Annotated in this window: 15 protein-coding genes; 5 read left to right on the forward strand and 10 right to left on the reverse strand. The window is 45.9% G+C overall.

Annotated elements, in window-relative coordinates; all coding sequences use genetic code 11:
- Positions 1–25 precede the first annotated feature (25 nt).
- Positions 26–823 (reverse strand): DUF1499 domain-containing protein, encoded by a 798-nt coding sequence (locus ACZ5NB_RS12540; RefSeq protein WP_460233967.1) that lies wholly within the window; start codon positions 821–823, stop codon positions 26–28.
- Between the two features lie 247 nt (positions 824–1,070).
- Here ACZ5NB_RS12540 and ACZ5NB_RS12545 point away from each other — a divergent pair, with 247 nt between their 5' ends.
- The 3 genes from ACZ5NB_RS12545 to ACZ5NB_RS12555 all read left to right on the forward strand — a co-directional run bounded on the left by ACZ5NB_RS12545 (position 1,071) and on the right by ACZ5NB_RS12555 (position 4,230).
- Positions 1,071–2,438, forward strand: a complete 1,368-nt coding sequence (locus ACZ5NB_RS12545) for an MATE family efflux transporter (protein ID WP_460233968.1) — start codon at positions 1,071–1,073, stop codon at positions 2,436–2,438.
- 25 nt (positions 2,439–2,463) lie between these two features.
- Positions 2,464–3,015: a DUF6817 domain-containing protein gene (locus tag ACZ5NB_RS12550; RefSeq protein WP_460233969.1), complete on the forward strand. Its 552-nt coding sequence runs from the start codon at positions 2,464–2,466 to the stop codon at positions 3,013–3,015.
- 162 nt (positions 3,016–3,177) lie between these two features.
- A complete protein-coding gene (locus ACZ5NB_RS12555) occupies positions 3,178–4,230 on the forward strand; it encodes a CNNM domain-containing protein (protein ID WP_460233970.1) in 1,053 nt (350 codons plus the stop codon).
- 50 nt (positions 4,231–4,280) lie between these two features.
- Here ACZ5NB_RS12555 and ACZ5NB_RS12560 read toward each other — a convergent pair whose 3' ends face one another.
- From ACZ5NB_RS12560 to ACZ5NB_RS12600, 9 genes are all read right to left on the reverse strand, one after another.
- Positions 4,281–5,381 carry an MBL fold metallo-hydrolase gene (locus ACZ5NB_RS12560; protein ID WP_460233971.1) on the reverse strand — a complete coding sequence of 367 codons (1,101 nt, stop codon included), beginning with the start codon at positions 5,379–5,381 and terminating at the stop codon, positions 4,281–4,283.
- A 159-nt stretch (positions 5,382–5,540) separates the two neighbouring features.
- Positions 5,541–6,659 (reverse strand): hypothetical protein, encoded by a 1,119-nt coding sequence (locus tag ACZ5NB_RS12565; RefSeq protein ID WP_460233972.1) that lies wholly within the window; start codon positions 6,657–6,659, stop codon positions 5,541–5,543.
- Positions 6,660–6,788: 129 nt separating this feature from the next.
- The gene (locus ACZ5NB_RS12570; protein WP_460233973.1) at positions 6,789–7,598 is read right to left on the reverse strand and encodes an outer membrane lipoprotein-sorting protein; all 810 of its coding nucleotides are present in this window, start codon (positions 7,596–7,598) and stop codon (positions 6,789–6,791) included.
- Positions 7,555–9,933 (reverse strand): efflux RND transporter permease subunit, encoded by a 2,379-nt coding sequence (locus tag ACZ5NB_RS12575; RefSeq protein WP_460233974.1) that lies wholly within the window; start codon positions 9,931–9,933, stop codon positions 7,555–7,557. Before ACZ5NB_RS12575 ends, ACZ5NB_RS12570 begins: the two co-directional genes overlap by 44 nt.
- Positions 9,934–10,045: 112 nt before the next feature.
- Positions 10,046–10,543, reverse strand: coding sequence for a DUF2165 family protein (locus tag ACZ5NB_RS12580; protein ID WP_460233975.1), 498 nt, complete (start codon positions 10,541–10,543; stop codon positions 10,046–10,048).
- Positions 10,544–10,554: 11 nt separating this feature from the next.
- Positions 10,555–11,220 carry a hypothetical protein gene (locus tag ACZ5NB_RS12585; RefSeq protein WP_460233977.1) on the reverse strand — a complete coding sequence of 222 codons (666 nt, stop codon included), beginning with the start codon at positions 11,218–11,220 and terminating at the stop codon, positions 10,555–10,557.
- Positions 11,221–11,229: 9 nt separating this feature from the next.
- A complete protein-coding gene (locus ACZ5NB_RS12590; protein ID WP_460233978.1) occupies positions 11,230–12,270 on the reverse strand; it encodes a TauD/TfdA family dioxygenase in 1,041 nt (346 codons plus the stop codon).
- A complete protein-coding gene (locus ACZ5NB_RS12595) occupies positions 12,264–12,959 on the reverse strand; it encodes an HAD family hydrolase (RefSeq protein WP_460233979.1) in 696 nt (231 codons plus the stop codon). The genes ACZ5NB_RS12590 and ACZ5NB_RS12595 overlap by 7 nt, the downstream gene beginning before the upstream one ends.
- Complete coding sequence (locus tag ACZ5NB_RS12600) at positions 12,959–13,732, reverse strand: AfsA-related hotdog domain-containing protein (RefSeq protein WP_460233980.1); 774 nt, start codon at positions 13,730–13,732, stop codon at positions 12,959–12,961. Before ACZ5NB_RS12600 ends, ACZ5NB_RS12595 begins: the two co-directional genes overlap by 1 nt.
- 439 nt (positions 13,733–14,171) lie before the next feature.
- Here ACZ5NB_RS12600 and ACZ5NB_RS12605 point away from each other — a divergent pair, with 439 nt between their 5' ends.
- Together ACZ5NB_RS12605 and ACZ5NB_RS12610 are read left to right on the forward strand one after the other, a co-directional pair.
- On the forward strand, positions 14,172–14,780 hold the full coding sequence (locus ACZ5NB_RS12605; protein ID WP_460233981.1) for a Crp/Fnr family transcriptional regulator: 609 nt from the start codon (positions 14,172–14,174) through the stop codon (positions 14,778–14,780).
- Positions 14,781–14,885: 105 nt separating this feature from the next.
- Positions 14,886–15,257, forward strand: coding sequence for a hypothetical protein (locus tag ACZ5NB_RS12610; protein WP_460233982.1), 372 nt, complete (start codon positions 14,886–14,888; stop codon positions 15,255–15,257).
- Positions 15,258–15,284 lie beyond the last annotated feature (27 nt).

Below are 15,284 nucleotides of genomic sequence, written 5' to 3' on the forward strand. Positions count from 1 at the left end.
AACTGGTGACCCAGAAAAGTTGTACCTAATTGGCTTTCATCACTTCAAAAAAAGCTAACAAGCGCGCCGCATTTTTTCCCACATCGCTACGCCCAACGCGTGAAATCGATCGAGCATTCAGCACGCTGCCACCGTCATAAGGATCGATATCGATCACTACATCATCTTTGAATCGAAACCAAAAAGTCGTATCGACGGCTTCAATGCGCGCGCGTGCTTCATCGGTCGACACTATCTCCCAACCTAGCGACTCCACTACCTGTAGTGCTCTCTGATAGGTATCATTCGCTGACTCGGCATAGGTTTGAGGCACAATCTGGGGATACGCTTCACGTTGCAACATTGCCAATTTTTCCGGGGTCATACCAGGCGCACCACCGTATACCAATGTATTGCTGCTATCGCCACGCAGGGCCACTATGGTTTCGAAGGATAGCGGGCTCTCGGGGTTGGTTGTGATATCGTGAATTGCCGGAATATTCTCCCCCTCCGTAGGGCGGTATGACTGCGGCACCATCCAAGCGAGCACGCCCAACGCCAAGCCCACCGCAGCAAAAATCCCAGACTTTAGGAAAGGCTGACGGGGCTGGCTTATCAACGCAGTAAGCACCATTAACATCATCAATGCTAAGCCACTGTAGACAAACCATAAACCCCAGCTATCAACAAAACGAAGAATCGAAAAGCCTCGGCGAAAATCCCAAAGTCCTACCCATACACCCGCTGGTGCTATCAAACATATCAATGCGAGTATTATCCCCGTGGCCCCACATAAACGCCCTAACCAACGAACAACATTCTTAGTATTCGACAATTGCTTCATTTACAGTCTCTCTTGATTTATGAATAACGGATCTTCCAGGGTTTTGGTGAACAGCGAAAATAGTACGCCAACTCTTAGTATCATCGACACTCACCAAGTGTAAGGAAGTTTAATTTAATCCAAAACCTCTCGCAGAGCGAAGCGCCTCACCTCTTACAAATCCACTTACCAGTAGATTAAAGACACTACTTGTGCGTTAATTAGCGCCCTCTCTATTCACGGATCAAATGCGCGCAAGGAGCCAAACGTGTCGAATGACAGCGCGAACTCTATCGGCCCTTCAACATCGTTTTTATCGAAAAGTCGAGTGCTCCGTATCTCTGCGCTCGCGGCACCAATCCTCGGCACGATGCTAAGTGCAAACCTAATGGGACTAATCGACACCGCCATGATCGGGCAGCTAGGTGATACAGCCCTGGCATCGGTTAGTGTAGGGGCTAATCTGTTTTTTCTAGTCTTTTCACTGCTGATGGGTGTTAATGTCGCGGTACAGTTACTCGTTGCTCGGCGAATGGGTGAAGGACAAATTGATGCAGCCCCAACCATGCTTGTCGGGGGCTTGATATCAGCATTTATCGCAAGCCTCTTTGTGACGGCTGCAAGCTACCTCGTGCTGCCCGCTTCCGCTAGCTTCATTAATTCTGATGAAGCCGTTGTCACTTACGCGCGCTCATACCTATACACAGTATTTCCCAGCCTCGTCTTTGGAGGCTGCGCGATGGCGTTTGCGGGGTTTTGGTTGGGCATGCAACGCCCCATCCTCAACTTAATTACCGTAATCATTCAATTGGTGTTTAACGCGCTCTTTAACTACTTATTCATTTTTGGGCATCTCGGTTTGCCTCGCCTCGAAGTCGCTGGCGCTGGTCTTGGTACCAGCCTCGCAAATGCTATCGCGCTCCTAGTCAACGTCGCACTGGTTCTTGCAATTGTGGGCCCCAAACGTCTCTTTGCAACCCGCCCAGATAAAACAGTCTACAAAATGCTTATTAGTTATTCACTACCGATGGGTATTCAACAATTTTTGTTTGCTTTGGGGATGATGGTATTTGTTTTCATCGTCGGACTATTGGGTACAAAACCCCTGGCAGCATTTCAAATTGTCATGGTGATTATGATGACTTCTATCATGCTCGCTATCGGATTGGGTACCACGGCCACCACATTGGTTAGCGGTGCTTTGGGTAAAAAGAACGTCGACGATGCAGTGCAGTGGGGCTGGGAAATCGCTTCTTTAGGTTCGGGGCTATTGTTAATCGTGGGGGTAGTTTTCTTTTTTAACGCCGATCATATTATCGCTATCTTTACTAAAGACCCCAGCACGGCACAATTGGCATTGATACCCCTCCGGTTAATGATTATCGGCATATGGATAGAAGCTCTGGGACGTACACTCTCAATGGCTTTGGTAGGTGCTGGCGCTGTTGGCTCTGTGTTTTTAATTACATTTGGCAACCAATGGTTGCTTCGCTTGCCGCTTTACTGGTTCTTTGGCGTCCATTTAGGTTATGGACTATTAGGCATTTTTATCAGCATGCTGGTTATGTACATTGTTCAAACCGCGATGTTCGTCACCATTTGGCACCGCAAGCGCTGGAGCCATATTTCGGTCTAGCGTAAAGCCACATATACTGCTCAGTATGATCGAACATGCCAAAACAACTGATCCATTTGAGCAACTCGCAGACCTTGGTGCCGGGGACTTTGCCCACATCAATGGTAATTTACTCGAGCATCTTTCAGGCACCCGAGCCCTGCTAGCGGAGTGGGAAGCCCCCAGCTATTTACAAGACGCCGGTTTGTACCACGCGGCATACGGTACAGCGGAGTTTGAAGCCGCTTTGGTAAATCGCACTCAACGAGACAAAATCGCTGATGTGATTGGAGCACAGGCTGAGTCCGTGGTGTATTGTTACTGCGCTTGTGATCGCAAGCATTTCTTCAGCCAGGTTGGCATCAGCACCCCACCTGTCTATAGAGATCGTTTTACTGGGCAGACACGTTACCTCAATGCCCAGGAATTACGAGACTTTTGTGAACTCACCGCAGCCAATGAATCAGAGTTGGGGCTTGAGGGGAGCGACTTTTTGGACCAGCACGGAGAAGCACTAGGACGACTCTTTCTCCGTATGACCCCCTACTTGAGTCAAGGCGCCAGGCTAGCGACTCGACAAATTTTTACGGTTCGCTAAGACCAAACCAACCTGCCAAGCCCAAATAATGCTTCGCTGCTTATTGTTGCGCTTCGTGCCCTTCCACTCTCTAAAAAAGCAAAAGACTGGGCGACTACACAGCACTCGTCTAAACTGCTAGAGTCCGTTGTTCTTACATTGAAACTCTAATTGCCAAAAAACATGACTGCCCTACTTATTTATCTAGCCGTTGCACTTGGCTTCTCCTTTTTGTGCTCTATCGCTGAAGCAGTATTACTCAGCATCACCACCGCCTACGTAAAATTATTGGATGAGCAAGGAAAACCATCAGCAAACATTCTGCAATCGCTAAAAACAGATATTGAAGCTCCCCTGTCTGCGATACTGTCTCTTAATACCATTGCTCATACCGTCGGAGCCGCTGGTGTTGGCGCACAGTCAGCCAAAGTATTTGGTAGCGGTGCCATTGGCTTAACCTCCGCAGTACTGACATTACTGATTTTATTTTTCTCAGAAATCATTCCCAAAACACTGGGTAGCCGCTACTGGCGCCAACTCGCACCCGCTACCGCGTATACGCTAAAGTATTTAGTGATAGTGCTCTACCCGTTAGTTTGGGTCTCTCGGTTATTAACCCGGTCATTTGCGAGCCATACGTCACTCGAAGGATTTAGCCGAGACGAATTTGCCGCTATGGCAAACTTAGGGGAACAGGAGGGTCAACTCGCGCCTTCTGAAGCTCGAATCCTCAATAATTTATTTAAACTCAACGAACTTCACGTAGAAGACGTTTATACGCCCAATACGGTTATGTTCAAGTTACAAGCCAGCTGTTCGGTGGAGTTTTATTTTAACAAATACAAAAACAGTCGATTTTCCCGCATCCCGATCTATAGCAAAGACCCTGATACCATCGAAGGATTTGTTCTTCGCTCTGATTTACTGTTAGCAAGAGCACGAGATAACGGAAATAATGCGATTAGCACATACCAACGCGAGATGCATGGTGTACTCGATAAGTTGTCGCTGCTTGGCTGTTTTGAAGTGTTTGTAAGTAAGAACACGCATATTCTATATGTTGTTGACGAATATGGGTCTCTGAAGGGTCTCATTACCATGGAAGATATTTTCGAGACATTAGTCGGGCTAGAAATTGTCGACGAAGGAGATAAAGCTGAAGATTTGCGGAAAGTCGCTCGGCAACGATGGCGTAAACGTGCCGAAACGATGGGTATAGAGTGGAGTAGCGAATAGCCGTCTCCGTAACGACAACAGCCATATAAGTAAACGATAGTAGAAAAAGCCTACTCTACGTCACGCCACCACAGGCTAAATTGACCCGGTTGTTCTAGCTCGACTCGCTCACCAAATCGAGGGAACAACGTGATTGCCCCTTTCACTTCGCTATATTTTAGCACTTGCTCAAAGGGGTCCTGCCAATCGTGAAAAGCCAGGTTAAACGTTCCATTATGAATTGGTAAAAGGTAGCGCCCACCCAAGTCAAAGTACGCATCAACTGCACCTTCGGGTGTCATATGTACATCGGGCCAATCTTTATCATATCCACCCGCTTCCATTATCACGATATCGAATGGCCCCAGAGCATCGCCTATAGATTTAAATCCGTCAAAGTAGCCGGAATCACCGCTAAAAAATATCGAATGGCCTTGAAATGTTATCGCGTAAGAACACCACAACGTCGCGTCTCCATCCACAAGGCTTCTTCCTGAAAAATGTTGTGCCGGTGTCGCAGTGATCGATACATCACCCACGGCTGTGCTCTGCCACCAATCTAACTCAGTAATTTTATCTTTTGAAACACCCCACTTATGAAGAATATTTTTCACCCCTAAAGGCACAACAAAAAAATCTGCATAGTTTCTCAGGCGACGAATAGTTTCTTCATCCAAATGGTCATAGTGGTTATGCGAAATAATAATGCCTTTTATTTTGGGTAACTGCTCTATAGGTAAAGGCGCAGGATGAAAACGTTTTGGACCAAACAAAGAAAATGGTGACGCGCGAGTGGAGAAAACGGGATCGATAAGCCAATACTCACTGGCGAGCTTAAGTAAAATGCTAGAGTGTCCCAACCGATACAAGTGTATTTGACTATTCTCTCGCTCTTGCTCTAACTCGGCTTTTTGCATCGCTATCAATGGTAGCGACGTTTTCGGTTCTGCTTTGGGATTTTTATCAAATATGTAGCGCTTAGCCACATCAAACTTTGTCAAATCGTCCCGTAGATCCTGAGTCGGATGGGTATTTTTATACTGCCCGTTGATATAACGAGCACCAGGTCGAAGAGAACCCTGTGTATCGCTCTCATCACTGTTCGAGTGGTCAGGCTCATTGTCTACAACAGCAGCACCCGATTGCGTATGCTCTATTCCTTCATCTAACATTACTTCGCCTCCCACACATCCATTTATCATAAACAAGGTGAATATTGCTAACCAATGCCTAGCTATCCACTTGGGCTTACGCATTATCACCCGTGATGATCTGTTACAACAACATCGGAAAACACACCATTGATTTTGAATACGCACAAATCTCATCCATTAGAAATAGTATTCTAGTTCCAGTTCAATATAAGAATCATCACGCAAAGCGTAAATTACGTCGTCTCTATCAACATCCATAAATAGCCATGCATCAAGACTTAACGCCATTTGATTTCCCACTCTAGAATCAAACTGGATACGAAATACATCACTGCCAGTCTCTAAGTCGCTATTGATCCCGGCAATTAATTCGCTTGATTGCATGTTATTCCATGCAAGCCGGAAACCCGCAAACACATCGCGCTGATACACTGTTTGTGACGCATCACGGTCATCGATACTGTACTCCATGATGTAGCCCACATCGATAGAAGAATCAAATACACCTGCGTGAGTGTATTCGAAACCTACCGAGGCGGCCTGATAACTTTCATCAAGCGTGTTCACGTTAATCGCTTCTAACTTATAAATCACATGATCTAGCGTTACTTGCGATTCGATACCCACTTGGCGTACCACACTGTAATAAGGAAAATATTCCGTCGCTGAGCCAGCCATGCTCTCTAAGGGGCGAAGTGTTGGTGAGCGAGTGTTGCCATAAAAGTAGCTAACAGCATAATTCCAGATGCCGAGTGTTTGAGAAACTCGACCACCGTGATCCAGCCTTTGCTGGCCTCGCGCAGATTCATACGCCACTTCACTTTCGTCAACCACGACTTTGGTACCTAAACGCACCTCAGGGTCGAGAAATTCTCTCTCAACCGTCCAAGGTAAAAGGTACCACTCTACTGCTAAGGGTATATTTGTATCCGCTGCCAACAGCATATTTGCAGCAAACATTGGCTGTCCATATTTGTCTTCGGCGTGAAAGCTTTCACGATAATTTGTCTGGTTGATAACATCGACAAGATGATTAACCTCCATCACCCCCCAGAAGACAGTATCGACACCGACACGCATATCCCATGTTGGTTGATAGTAAGCGGCAAATAGAGAGCGAGCATTAACATAACGCCGCTCCCTCTGAGTCAACAAAGCGTCAACATCGAAAGCAATATCCGTTGATGCATTCAGTGACCAGCGCCCTTCACCATTTAAACGCAGCCCCGCATCGGCATTGTCATTTTCTGCCTGGGTATCAAAGACTCTGCTGTGCAAGCCTGCCGCGATGCTCACGGGTTCTGCTTGAGCGGTACTCCAGCAACAACACGCCAATAGGACAATAGAAAGCGGGCAGAACGCAATTCGTCGATACCTAAGTGAGCCTAAAGCGTGTCTACAGCAAGGTGCAATCACTATCTGTACCTACCGACTTCTCGTTAAGCCTACAGTGCTGAAGTGTGCATCGCTAAGCTCGACATCAAAATCAAACTCGCTCCACTGCAAAAACGTTGCTCTGTCTGTTTGATGATTGTGTATCTGCGATTCAGCGGGCCGCCAAAACTGATTATTGTACTGTCGATAGCCAGCGAAATGCTGTGTTTTCAGCAATGACTTCGAACGGTCATAATATTCAATTTTTATTGGCACAAAGCGCGATTTATCTACCCAATACGTCATGGTTGAATAGCCCGTATATTCGTAAAGAGGGGTTAGCTCTACGACATAACAGTCCACGCCATCGGCAGGCTCCTCTCCAATGTATCGATAGCTATATTTTTCCAATTCAAAGGAGGAAATATCTTCATAGGCAAGCTCACTCCCCATGAATGGTCCTGATTTGTTGGCGGAATTGATACGTTTTACACGTTTTATTGCCGGCATATAAATCCACTGATCATCGGGCACCACCGCATGGGAATACGACAAAAACGCCGTATTACGAATATCCCTAGGGGACTTAAATTGCGTCAGGGTTTTATCGCCATCGCCCTCTACTTCAAGCAATTTAACCGTCAGCTGTCGCTCACTTTCTTCTCCACTCGCATTGCGTAATGTCATTTGCATATCAACAACAGCAGCCTCCCACCCAGTATCTCGGGCTTCAAGCTCCTTCATTATTTGTAAACCTCGACTCAGGTTTTCATCCTTGGTCGAATCTGATGTCGCCAGGCATGGAGTCGACACCAAACTAACCGCGGCTAGGCTCAGCGGAATCAAAACGTGCTGACTCACGAACTTCCTTAGATTTTTCATTGAACAACCTCTCCATAATTAAAATAGTGGCCGGTAAAAAGATAAAGTCATACACCAGTGCAAGTATGATGGTCATAACATTCATTTGAGCCATACTGGCGTTGCGCGCAAAATCAGAGAAACAGATAACACTAAACCCACAGACCAGAATTATCGTCGTGCATAGCAATGCAACGCCAACAGTCGAAAAACAATAGGTAATAGATTCAGCAGGTGGCATATCGAGCGTGCGCCGTGCGTACAAATATTTGTTAATAAAGTGCACGGTGTCATCCACCACAATTCCCAAGGTCATACCGGCAACAACACTCACACCCATACCCACTTCGCCTACCAGTAAAGCCCAGAGGCCAAATGCACTGGTGATCGGTAGCGTATTAGCGATCATGGCAAGTACACCAAAACGTATAGACCTAAAGGCAAAGGCCAGAAAAATACCGATCAACACAAACCCAATACCAAAACCAACCACCATACTGCGGACGTTTTCATCACCAATATGACTAAACATGAGTGTCGGGCTTCCTGAGTGGACAGTCATTTCGGTGAGGTTTTCACTAGCCCAGCGATCTATTTTTTCTTCAAGCGCAATGGCTTCTTTCGTCGACAAGTTCCCGAAGGTAGCAACCACCCGCGTTGCCGACTTATTCAGGCTTATCTGATCGCTTACACCCAGACCATAGGGCAATGACATTTCATAGAGCAAAATGTACTGTGCAATTTCTTCACGGTTTCCTGGCAAGGCGTAAAAAGACTGATCATCACCATGAAGGTTTTTATTAAGTCTCTTCAAAGTGTCGGAGAACGTTCTCACGTGCACGATCTCCTCTTGATTTCTCAACCAGCGACTAAAGTTATCAAGCGACTGCATGTATCCAGGGTCATACACACCCGCTTCTTTGCCACTATCAAGCGAGTATTCGATGTTGTACACGCCGGTAAGGTTATCGTTGACGTATTCAGCCGTATGTCGGAACTCAATATCGTGGCTAAATTGCTCAATGAATTTTTCGCTGATTTCATTTCTGGGGGCTAACAAACCCAAGGTCACGGCCGTCGCGAGTACAATAAAAAACAATGTGGTTGGCCTTTTCGATACCCACTGCCCCATGAAGCCTAGCGGCCTTTCAAAAGGAGATCCTGTCGCCGTAGATTTTGCCGGGGTCATTAGGAGCAAAGCAGGCAACAATGTAAACGACAAAACATAGCTGCAGACAACACCAAACGCGATGACATTGCCGAGATCTCGAAACGGCGGCACGGTACTGAAGTTCATTGTTAGAAAACCAATGACTGTAGTTAAACTTGTCAATGTAACGGGCTTGACGTTGAGCTTTAAGCTCATCAGAAGCGCTTCCCGTTTAACAACGGCGGGTAATTGGCCCTCATTAATCCCATTTAACAGCTGCTGCCTTTGCTGCTGGAACGTCATATAAATATGAACATAGATCGCAACCGCAATGGTCAAGATGATGGTGGGTGCGACAGACGTCGGCGGCGTCAACATCATGCCTGTCCACCCAGCGGCCCCCATTGCACCAACAATGGATAGCAGCGCGTAAATCACGCCATACACGGTTGCCACTACTGACCGGAGAACAACAGCAATTACCACAATGACGATGAGGAACATGAGCGGTAACAAGGACGTAAAGTCGTTGACTGTAGCCTCAATGAAAGCATTAGTGAGCATCACTTCACCGGCCATGCGTAGCTCAAGATCGGGATAATCGGATCTTAATTTATCCGCAATGTCACGGGCTTGGGCGACCAACGCGGGTAATGCATTGGCATCCTCAGCGGGTAGTTGAACAGTCAGATTTATCCCGGTGACTTGGTTATTGCCCGAAAGCAACAACCCCGCAATACTCGGCTCAGCATTCGCAATCTGGCGGATGTTATCGGTTTTAGCATCCGTGAGCTGCGCATGTCGCCCCACTAGATCTTCTACCAACAAATCATCCCCAACCGCTTTCGAATGCTGGAAATTGCTGATTGAATCGACCCGACTAACGTGGGGCAATGTCCAACTGCGCTCAGTTAGCTCACGAATAGCTGTCAACGCATCCTCAGTGAAGAGGCCATCTGTGGCGCTAACAACAAATAAAATGTTGTCGGCCTGACTATAGGTATTTTGAATCCGGTCATAAGCGGTAACTCGCGTATCGCCCTTATCAAAAAACACGCGATAGTTTCCGCTAAATCCCAGATGCTGGGCGCCTGTTGCCATTAGCACAATAATTAAAACGGCACTTATTGCCGGTAACCAAGCGTATTTACTCAGCCATGAAAAGCGTTGATCTGGTTTCATCATAAATCCTTAGGCTCTTTCAAGAGCAAGCTGCAATGAGTGGTACCCTACTGAGCTCTATCGAAAAGTGACGCGACCACCCGCATAAATGCGAAGGCCGCTCACTACGTCCTCACTAGGTAGCTGGCAACAAAATATTGACCAACGTAATACAGAATAAAGTCAGCATCGCGAGCATCAAATGTGCCGACTGAACTTGCGGCATTTTTATCCAATAGCCGAACCACAACCCGCCTATCAGAAAGGTAAACCACAACATCAGCGCTAATAAAAAAGCAATATTAATTTGCGTAACCAAACTATGGGAGATGCTTCCTGTCGTCCATAAATCGACTACCACTGACGCGCCAGCAACCGCGAATTGCGCCACCGTTAACACCTGATAAAAAACAACAGGTAAAAAAATAAATAGTGACCAGCGTCTGCCATCCATCGCGCGCCATTGCAAATTATTCCCCATTACTGGATCAGACTTGATGTCGTCCATCGAGACCATTCGCGCTATCAGTGCTCTATTGGTTTGAAAATCACTAATGTTGTTGAAGACGGCTACGGCCAACCAAAGGCCGTAGGCGCACACAACTAACATTACAATTACTGCGTTAACATCCATGTATTATCACCTCACTCTTCAAGGCTTGCGATTAGCTTAGCGGCATCCGTTGGAATGACCTTTCGACCGGGGTGCGAAGGATACGCATCATGCAGCCATACTTCGGTTGTACGGCGTCCACGTAACGTACTCCAGTGAATGTCTCGTTCGAAGTTCAACACTTCACCGTTTTCATTAACGACAACCCAAGCATATAAACCCGTAGCGCTGTCGACCATTTTCACTCTTGTTCCCAGCAGGGTTTGCTTTTCTCCAGACTGCTGATCAACAAAATAAAGGGCCGAGTCATGAGGTGGGTTTTTAGCAACGTGAGATAAGGGCTGAACCCACTTAACAGTGAGGTTGGGATAGATATCAGGCGCAGCCTTCGACATAAAGCTGAGTGCCATATCGCTACTACGTGACTCATCAGGAGACTCTTCGCTTGCGCTCTCGCTATCGAGATAGGTAAACCCCATCAACCTAGAATTGAACATATCCACTAACAAGCTTAAATGCTCACCTTCTAACTGATTATTGGTACCGTCTTTTTTTACAAATCGCATCCACCACAATGGGCGGCGATCCATGCTAACCTGCTGTGCATACGCAATCTCAAAGTATTCGGGTACTTCATAGAGATCATTGAGACAATCTAACGCTTGTTGAAAATCATCCGCTATTTTTACAGTAGTCATACCTATCTCCTATGCAGTTTCAGTTTCACATTGTGTAGCTAAGGTTTGCGCTAGCATTCCGCCACGTAAGCTACCGGCGGCCACATTGCCATATAACGGCTTAAAGAGAGGCGACAACGGGCGGCTAATTGGACTCGACAACCAAAGGCGCAACAAAAATCGTTTCATATGGGGCTGATCGTATTCGCTGTATGCTGCACGACCATGTAAAGTCACGAAGTTGTTAATGAATTGGATATCGCCTTTATCGAAATCGATATCTAAGCGGAATCGAGGGTCCGCACACAGAGAATCGACCAAATCTAAGGCTTCAATCTGCTGCGCAGTTAAATCAGGGATTCCTTCTACTTGCTGTGCGTAGTGGATAAAGTTACGCAGATAACGACAAGCAAATTGACCTTCGTAAATGCTAAAGATGGGTATTTGATAAGTCGGCCCGTCAACCTTCGGCTCCCAAGGTGCACGAATGTTATTAAAATTCTGGCAAAGCACTGCCAGTAAATCAGGGCGCGTTTGCGCGATTTCATTATAAATTGACACTGCACTGACTATTTGGCTTTGGCCGCCGTCTTTCGACTGTTGTAGACACAGCAAAGCAACAATGTCCGCTCGATCGGTATGAAAGGGCAAGTAATCACAGGTCTGTGTACCCCGGCCTTTTTCAGAAGTCAGACTTTCACCCTTGCTATAGACGTCATGAACCAACTCATTGTCAACACTCTGTGCAATCGGCGTACCCATATAGGTACCCATACCCGCATATAAAATGCAAAGTTCTTCATAGTTGAAATCACTTACTGGCAGCCCAGTCAACATATAGAAGCCAAGACCGTTTTCTAAATCACTGGCAATATTTTTTAGGCGTTCGCCTAATGTAGGAAGGATAAAATTGCCTTGATTGAGTTCTTCTAATGGGCGCTGCTCTAAAACCCACTTGTCAGTCGCACTGATTATTTCGCCAATTTCTTGTTCTGTTAGAGTGTGCTTCCATTGATCTTGGATGTCAGCGACGCTCTGTGGTGTCCACGCTGCTTTCGTTTCGATTAACATAGTTGGCTCGCTTTTTGAAACATGATTGTTGATAAACTGTCTTTGCATATTGCCCATCCCTTCTCTCTTCCTAAATTCTCCAACTCACTACTCGGATTTACCAAACTCGAATTACCCAGGTAATCAAGCATCTCAACATCGGTTATGTGATCGCCATAGCCATAACAAATAGCTGGATCAATATCCCTTTCAGATAACCAATCACGTACGGCGACCATTTTCTGAAGACCTATCATTGGTTGCCCAATTAATCGCCCGGTCAACAAGCCGTCTACCACCTCAACAGGTGCTGCCAGCAGACCGTCAACCTCCAACATACGAACCAAGGGCGATAAGATAAAATCTGCAGAACCCGAGACCATAACGACCTGATTACCTGCGGCTTTATGTTGTTTTAAATATTCCAACGGTTCCTCAAGCCAGTCATACTCGGTCAGTGTCTTACACCATTGAGCGGCCACACATTCCAGCAACTGTATTGATTCACCCTCAAACAACTGGTAGTACCACGCATTGAGTGCCGCTCGAGGTAGTTCTTTATTGGTACTGACGTATTCTCTAAAAGCATGAATTTTTTCTAATCGCTCGCTTCGCGTTAGACATACTTTTTCTACATAGAAGTAGTAGAACGAAACCATTGACTTGAGCCTTAACAAGGTTCCATCCACGTCAAAAAAGGCCACCGCCATCACAACTCTTCCTCCACTTCCCTGTCAGAAATAAGATCGCCGACATCAGCGATACTTTTACCGACACCTAGATCCCTCAAAATCTTTGTCATACTTTTACTTTCCATTTTTTGTGCAAACGACTGTAAAAAGCACATCCCAGTCATTCGCACAGAGGTCCGCAAACTATCTGCCTGCCACAGCCCTACAGTACAGTCGATGTAGCACTTATCACCCTTGGCACGAAACTCGTCAAAATGCATGACCATACGAGTCTCAAATGGATGAACAAAGGTGGTGAAATCGGCCGTTAGCTCATTGATAATTTGATAGCGCTTTCGTCCATCATCGAAACGGCTATCAATGACCGCCATACTCATCTGCCGGGCTGCTTCAATTAACACCATGCCGGATATATGCTCACCAGTGACGTGATCGGCAACCATGTCATTTCCCTTTGGAACAACTAAGTCACACATGTACTTGTCACCGACTTTCAATATGGGATTAATAAGGGAGTTGTCTGAACGACGCTTATGAACAACACCACCGGCAACAGGTTCTAACATGGTGGCGAGATACTTATTGTTATGACTAGAAAGAGAAAGCAGCGCTTTTAACTTCTGCTTTTCTTCATCAGAAAAAACTTGACCAAACACAAACTTAATCTGCTCATTCGAAGGGTCAAAAGCACCAGCTTCTACGTCCGAAAGCAAATCATCAATATTATAAACTCCGGGATGCCGACCGGCGCAATCAAACACTTTACTCGTAATTGCAATACTACTTTTCATATCACACTCCTTTCCGCTGGGTACTACTGGTAAAAATAAGTCCTTCACTTACCTACTCGGCGGCGGTGATATTAGCGATTACCTAACTAAATAAAATTAACAAAGGTTAAAATTGGGATGTTTTTTATATAATTGTATTTTTTATTTTTCACTCATATTGCTATTCATACATTCAATTCAACATATGCCACACCAACACTATTGTATTGGTGTCATACTAGTCGCTTAAAATGAAATCGATGACAACAATTCCTGTCATTTAAAATCGTATTTACTTAAATCACTGGAATCGTTAAGTGCCATCCAGGTTAGAAAAGGTGCCAAGTTTTTAAATATGCACACTGAACACGCCTTTCGTCATATTTCTTTAACGCTTTGCGTTACAATAACCATCTGCCCGATGTAGTTCATATCAACCACTATTCAAAAGGAGATCGTGATGACTGTTGCCGCAGAACATTTACACAACCACGAGCTCGTTTCCGGATTCCAGCGAGCATTTCCAAACTATATCAACGTATGGCCAAGCCTCGAGCCTCTATTCCAAAAGCAACACATTTCAAAGGGGGCGCAGTTACTTAATCCTGGTGAGCTGTGGAATAGCACATACTACATCGAGGACGGCATAGCTCGGCTTTACTACACCGGGTTGGAAGGTAACGAGTTTAATAAAGATTTTTTTTACGAAGGCAACTTCGTTTGGCCTGTAGCGCCAAGTGCACATAAGGCACCAAGCCTATTTGGTATTTCATCGTTATCAGATATGACAATTTGGCGCGCCCCGTACAATGAATTCAAGTCTACGTTACAAACGTTAGGCGCCTGGGAGGGCATCGCGTTGCATTTAGCTGAAACCTTAGCAGAACGAAAAATCATGCGGGAAGCCAGCTTTTTATTGGATACACCGGCCGAGCGCTATATTAGTTTATTCAAAGAAAATAGTTCCTTGGTAACCCGTATACCCAACTACCACATCGCCTCATTTCTTGGTATCACTCAAGTCTCCTTCTCACGAATTAAAAAGAAGTTGCTCGGTAGCGAATTTTGACAAAAATGCATTGGGTGACAAAAGGTGTTTTAGTCCGGTGATAAACAAGGTACATTAGCGCCTTGTTCGCTCACTTCATCCCAGCTATTTCGAAGCCCATTCACTATGCGTTGCCTTACCATTCAGCTTTCACCGCCAGGACTCTCAACAGAGCCCAATGATTCAAACCGCTCAGACGACTGGAGACAACAAATAGAGACTCAGCGCCTGCTGAACTTACTGCTGGAATCCTCTAAACACGTTAATCGCTTTCCCGAAATCGACTTACCTGATCACAATCCCTGTATTCAGCTACATTATTTTAGTGAAGACCTCTCGCTACTGTGGACAGATTTACGCCAACAACTATTGAAATCAGGGGAATTGGGAGACTGGGTGAAAAGCTGCGCTATTATCGCCTGCGAAGGAGAGCATGGCTGGGACGACATGATTGTCTTATTTGATTATGAGGACAGCGAAACGATGACAGATCTATAACCCCTCGACATCCACATCTTCACGGCA

Source organism: Aurantivibrio plasticivorans, assembly GCF_055392955.1.

What these genes read in the sequence shown, in the direction of transcription:
- ACZ5NB_RS12540 (WP_460233967.1), bottom strand. Translation starts at nt 823, where the DNA reads ATGAAGCAATTGTCGAATACTAAGAATGTTGTTCGTTGGTTAGGGCGT.
- ACZ5NB_RS12550 (WP_460233969.1), top strand. Translation starts at nt 2,464, where the DNA reads ATGATCGAACATGCCAAAACAACTGATCCATTTGAGCAACTCGCAGAC.
- ACZ5NB_RS12555 (WP_460233970.1), top strand. Translation starts at nt 3,178, where the DNA reads ATGACTGCCCTACTTATTTATCTAGCCGTTGCACTTGGCTTCTCCTTT.
- ACZ5NB_RS12560 (WP_460233971.1), bottom strand. Translation starts at nt 5,381, where the DNA reads ATGTTAGATGAAGGAATAGAGCATACGCAATCGGGTGCTGCTGTTGTA.
- ACZ5NB_RS12575 (WP_460233974.1), bottom strand. Translation starts at nt 9,933, where the DNA reads ATGATGAAACCAGATCAACGCTTTTCATGGCTGAGTAAATACGCTTGG.
- ACZ5NB_RS12580 (WP_460233975.1), bottom strand. Translation starts at nt 10,543, where the DNA reads ATGGATGTTAACGCAGTAATTGTAATGTTAGTTGTGTGCGCCTACGGC.
- ACZ5NB_RS12585 (WP_460233977.1), bottom strand. Translation starts at nt 11,220, where the DNA reads ATGACTACTGTAAAAATAGCGGATGATTTTCAACAAGCGTTAGATTGT.
- ACZ5NB_RS12590 (WP_460233978.1), bottom strand. Translation starts at nt 12,270, where the DNA reads ATGTTAATCGAAACGAAAGCAGCGTGGACACCACAGAGCGTCGCTGAC.
- ACZ5NB_RS12595 (WP_460233979.1), bottom strand. Translation starts at nt 12,959, where the DNA reads ATGGCGGTGGCCTTTTTTGACGTGGATGGAACCTTGTTAAGGCTCAAG.
- ACZ5NB_RS12600 (WP_460233980.1), bottom strand. Translation starts at nt 13,732, where the DNA reads ATGAAAAGTAGTATTGCAATTACGAGTAAAGTGTTTGATTGCGCCGGT.
- ACZ5NB_RS12605 (WP_460233981.1), top strand. Translation starts at nt 14,172, where the DNA reads ATGACTGTTGCCGCAGAACATTTACACAACCACGAGCTCGTTTCCGGA.
- ACZ5NB_RS12610 (WP_460233982.1), top strand. Translation starts at nt 14,886, where the DNA reads ATGCGTTGCCTTACCATTCAGCTTTCACCGCCAGGACTCTCAACAGAG.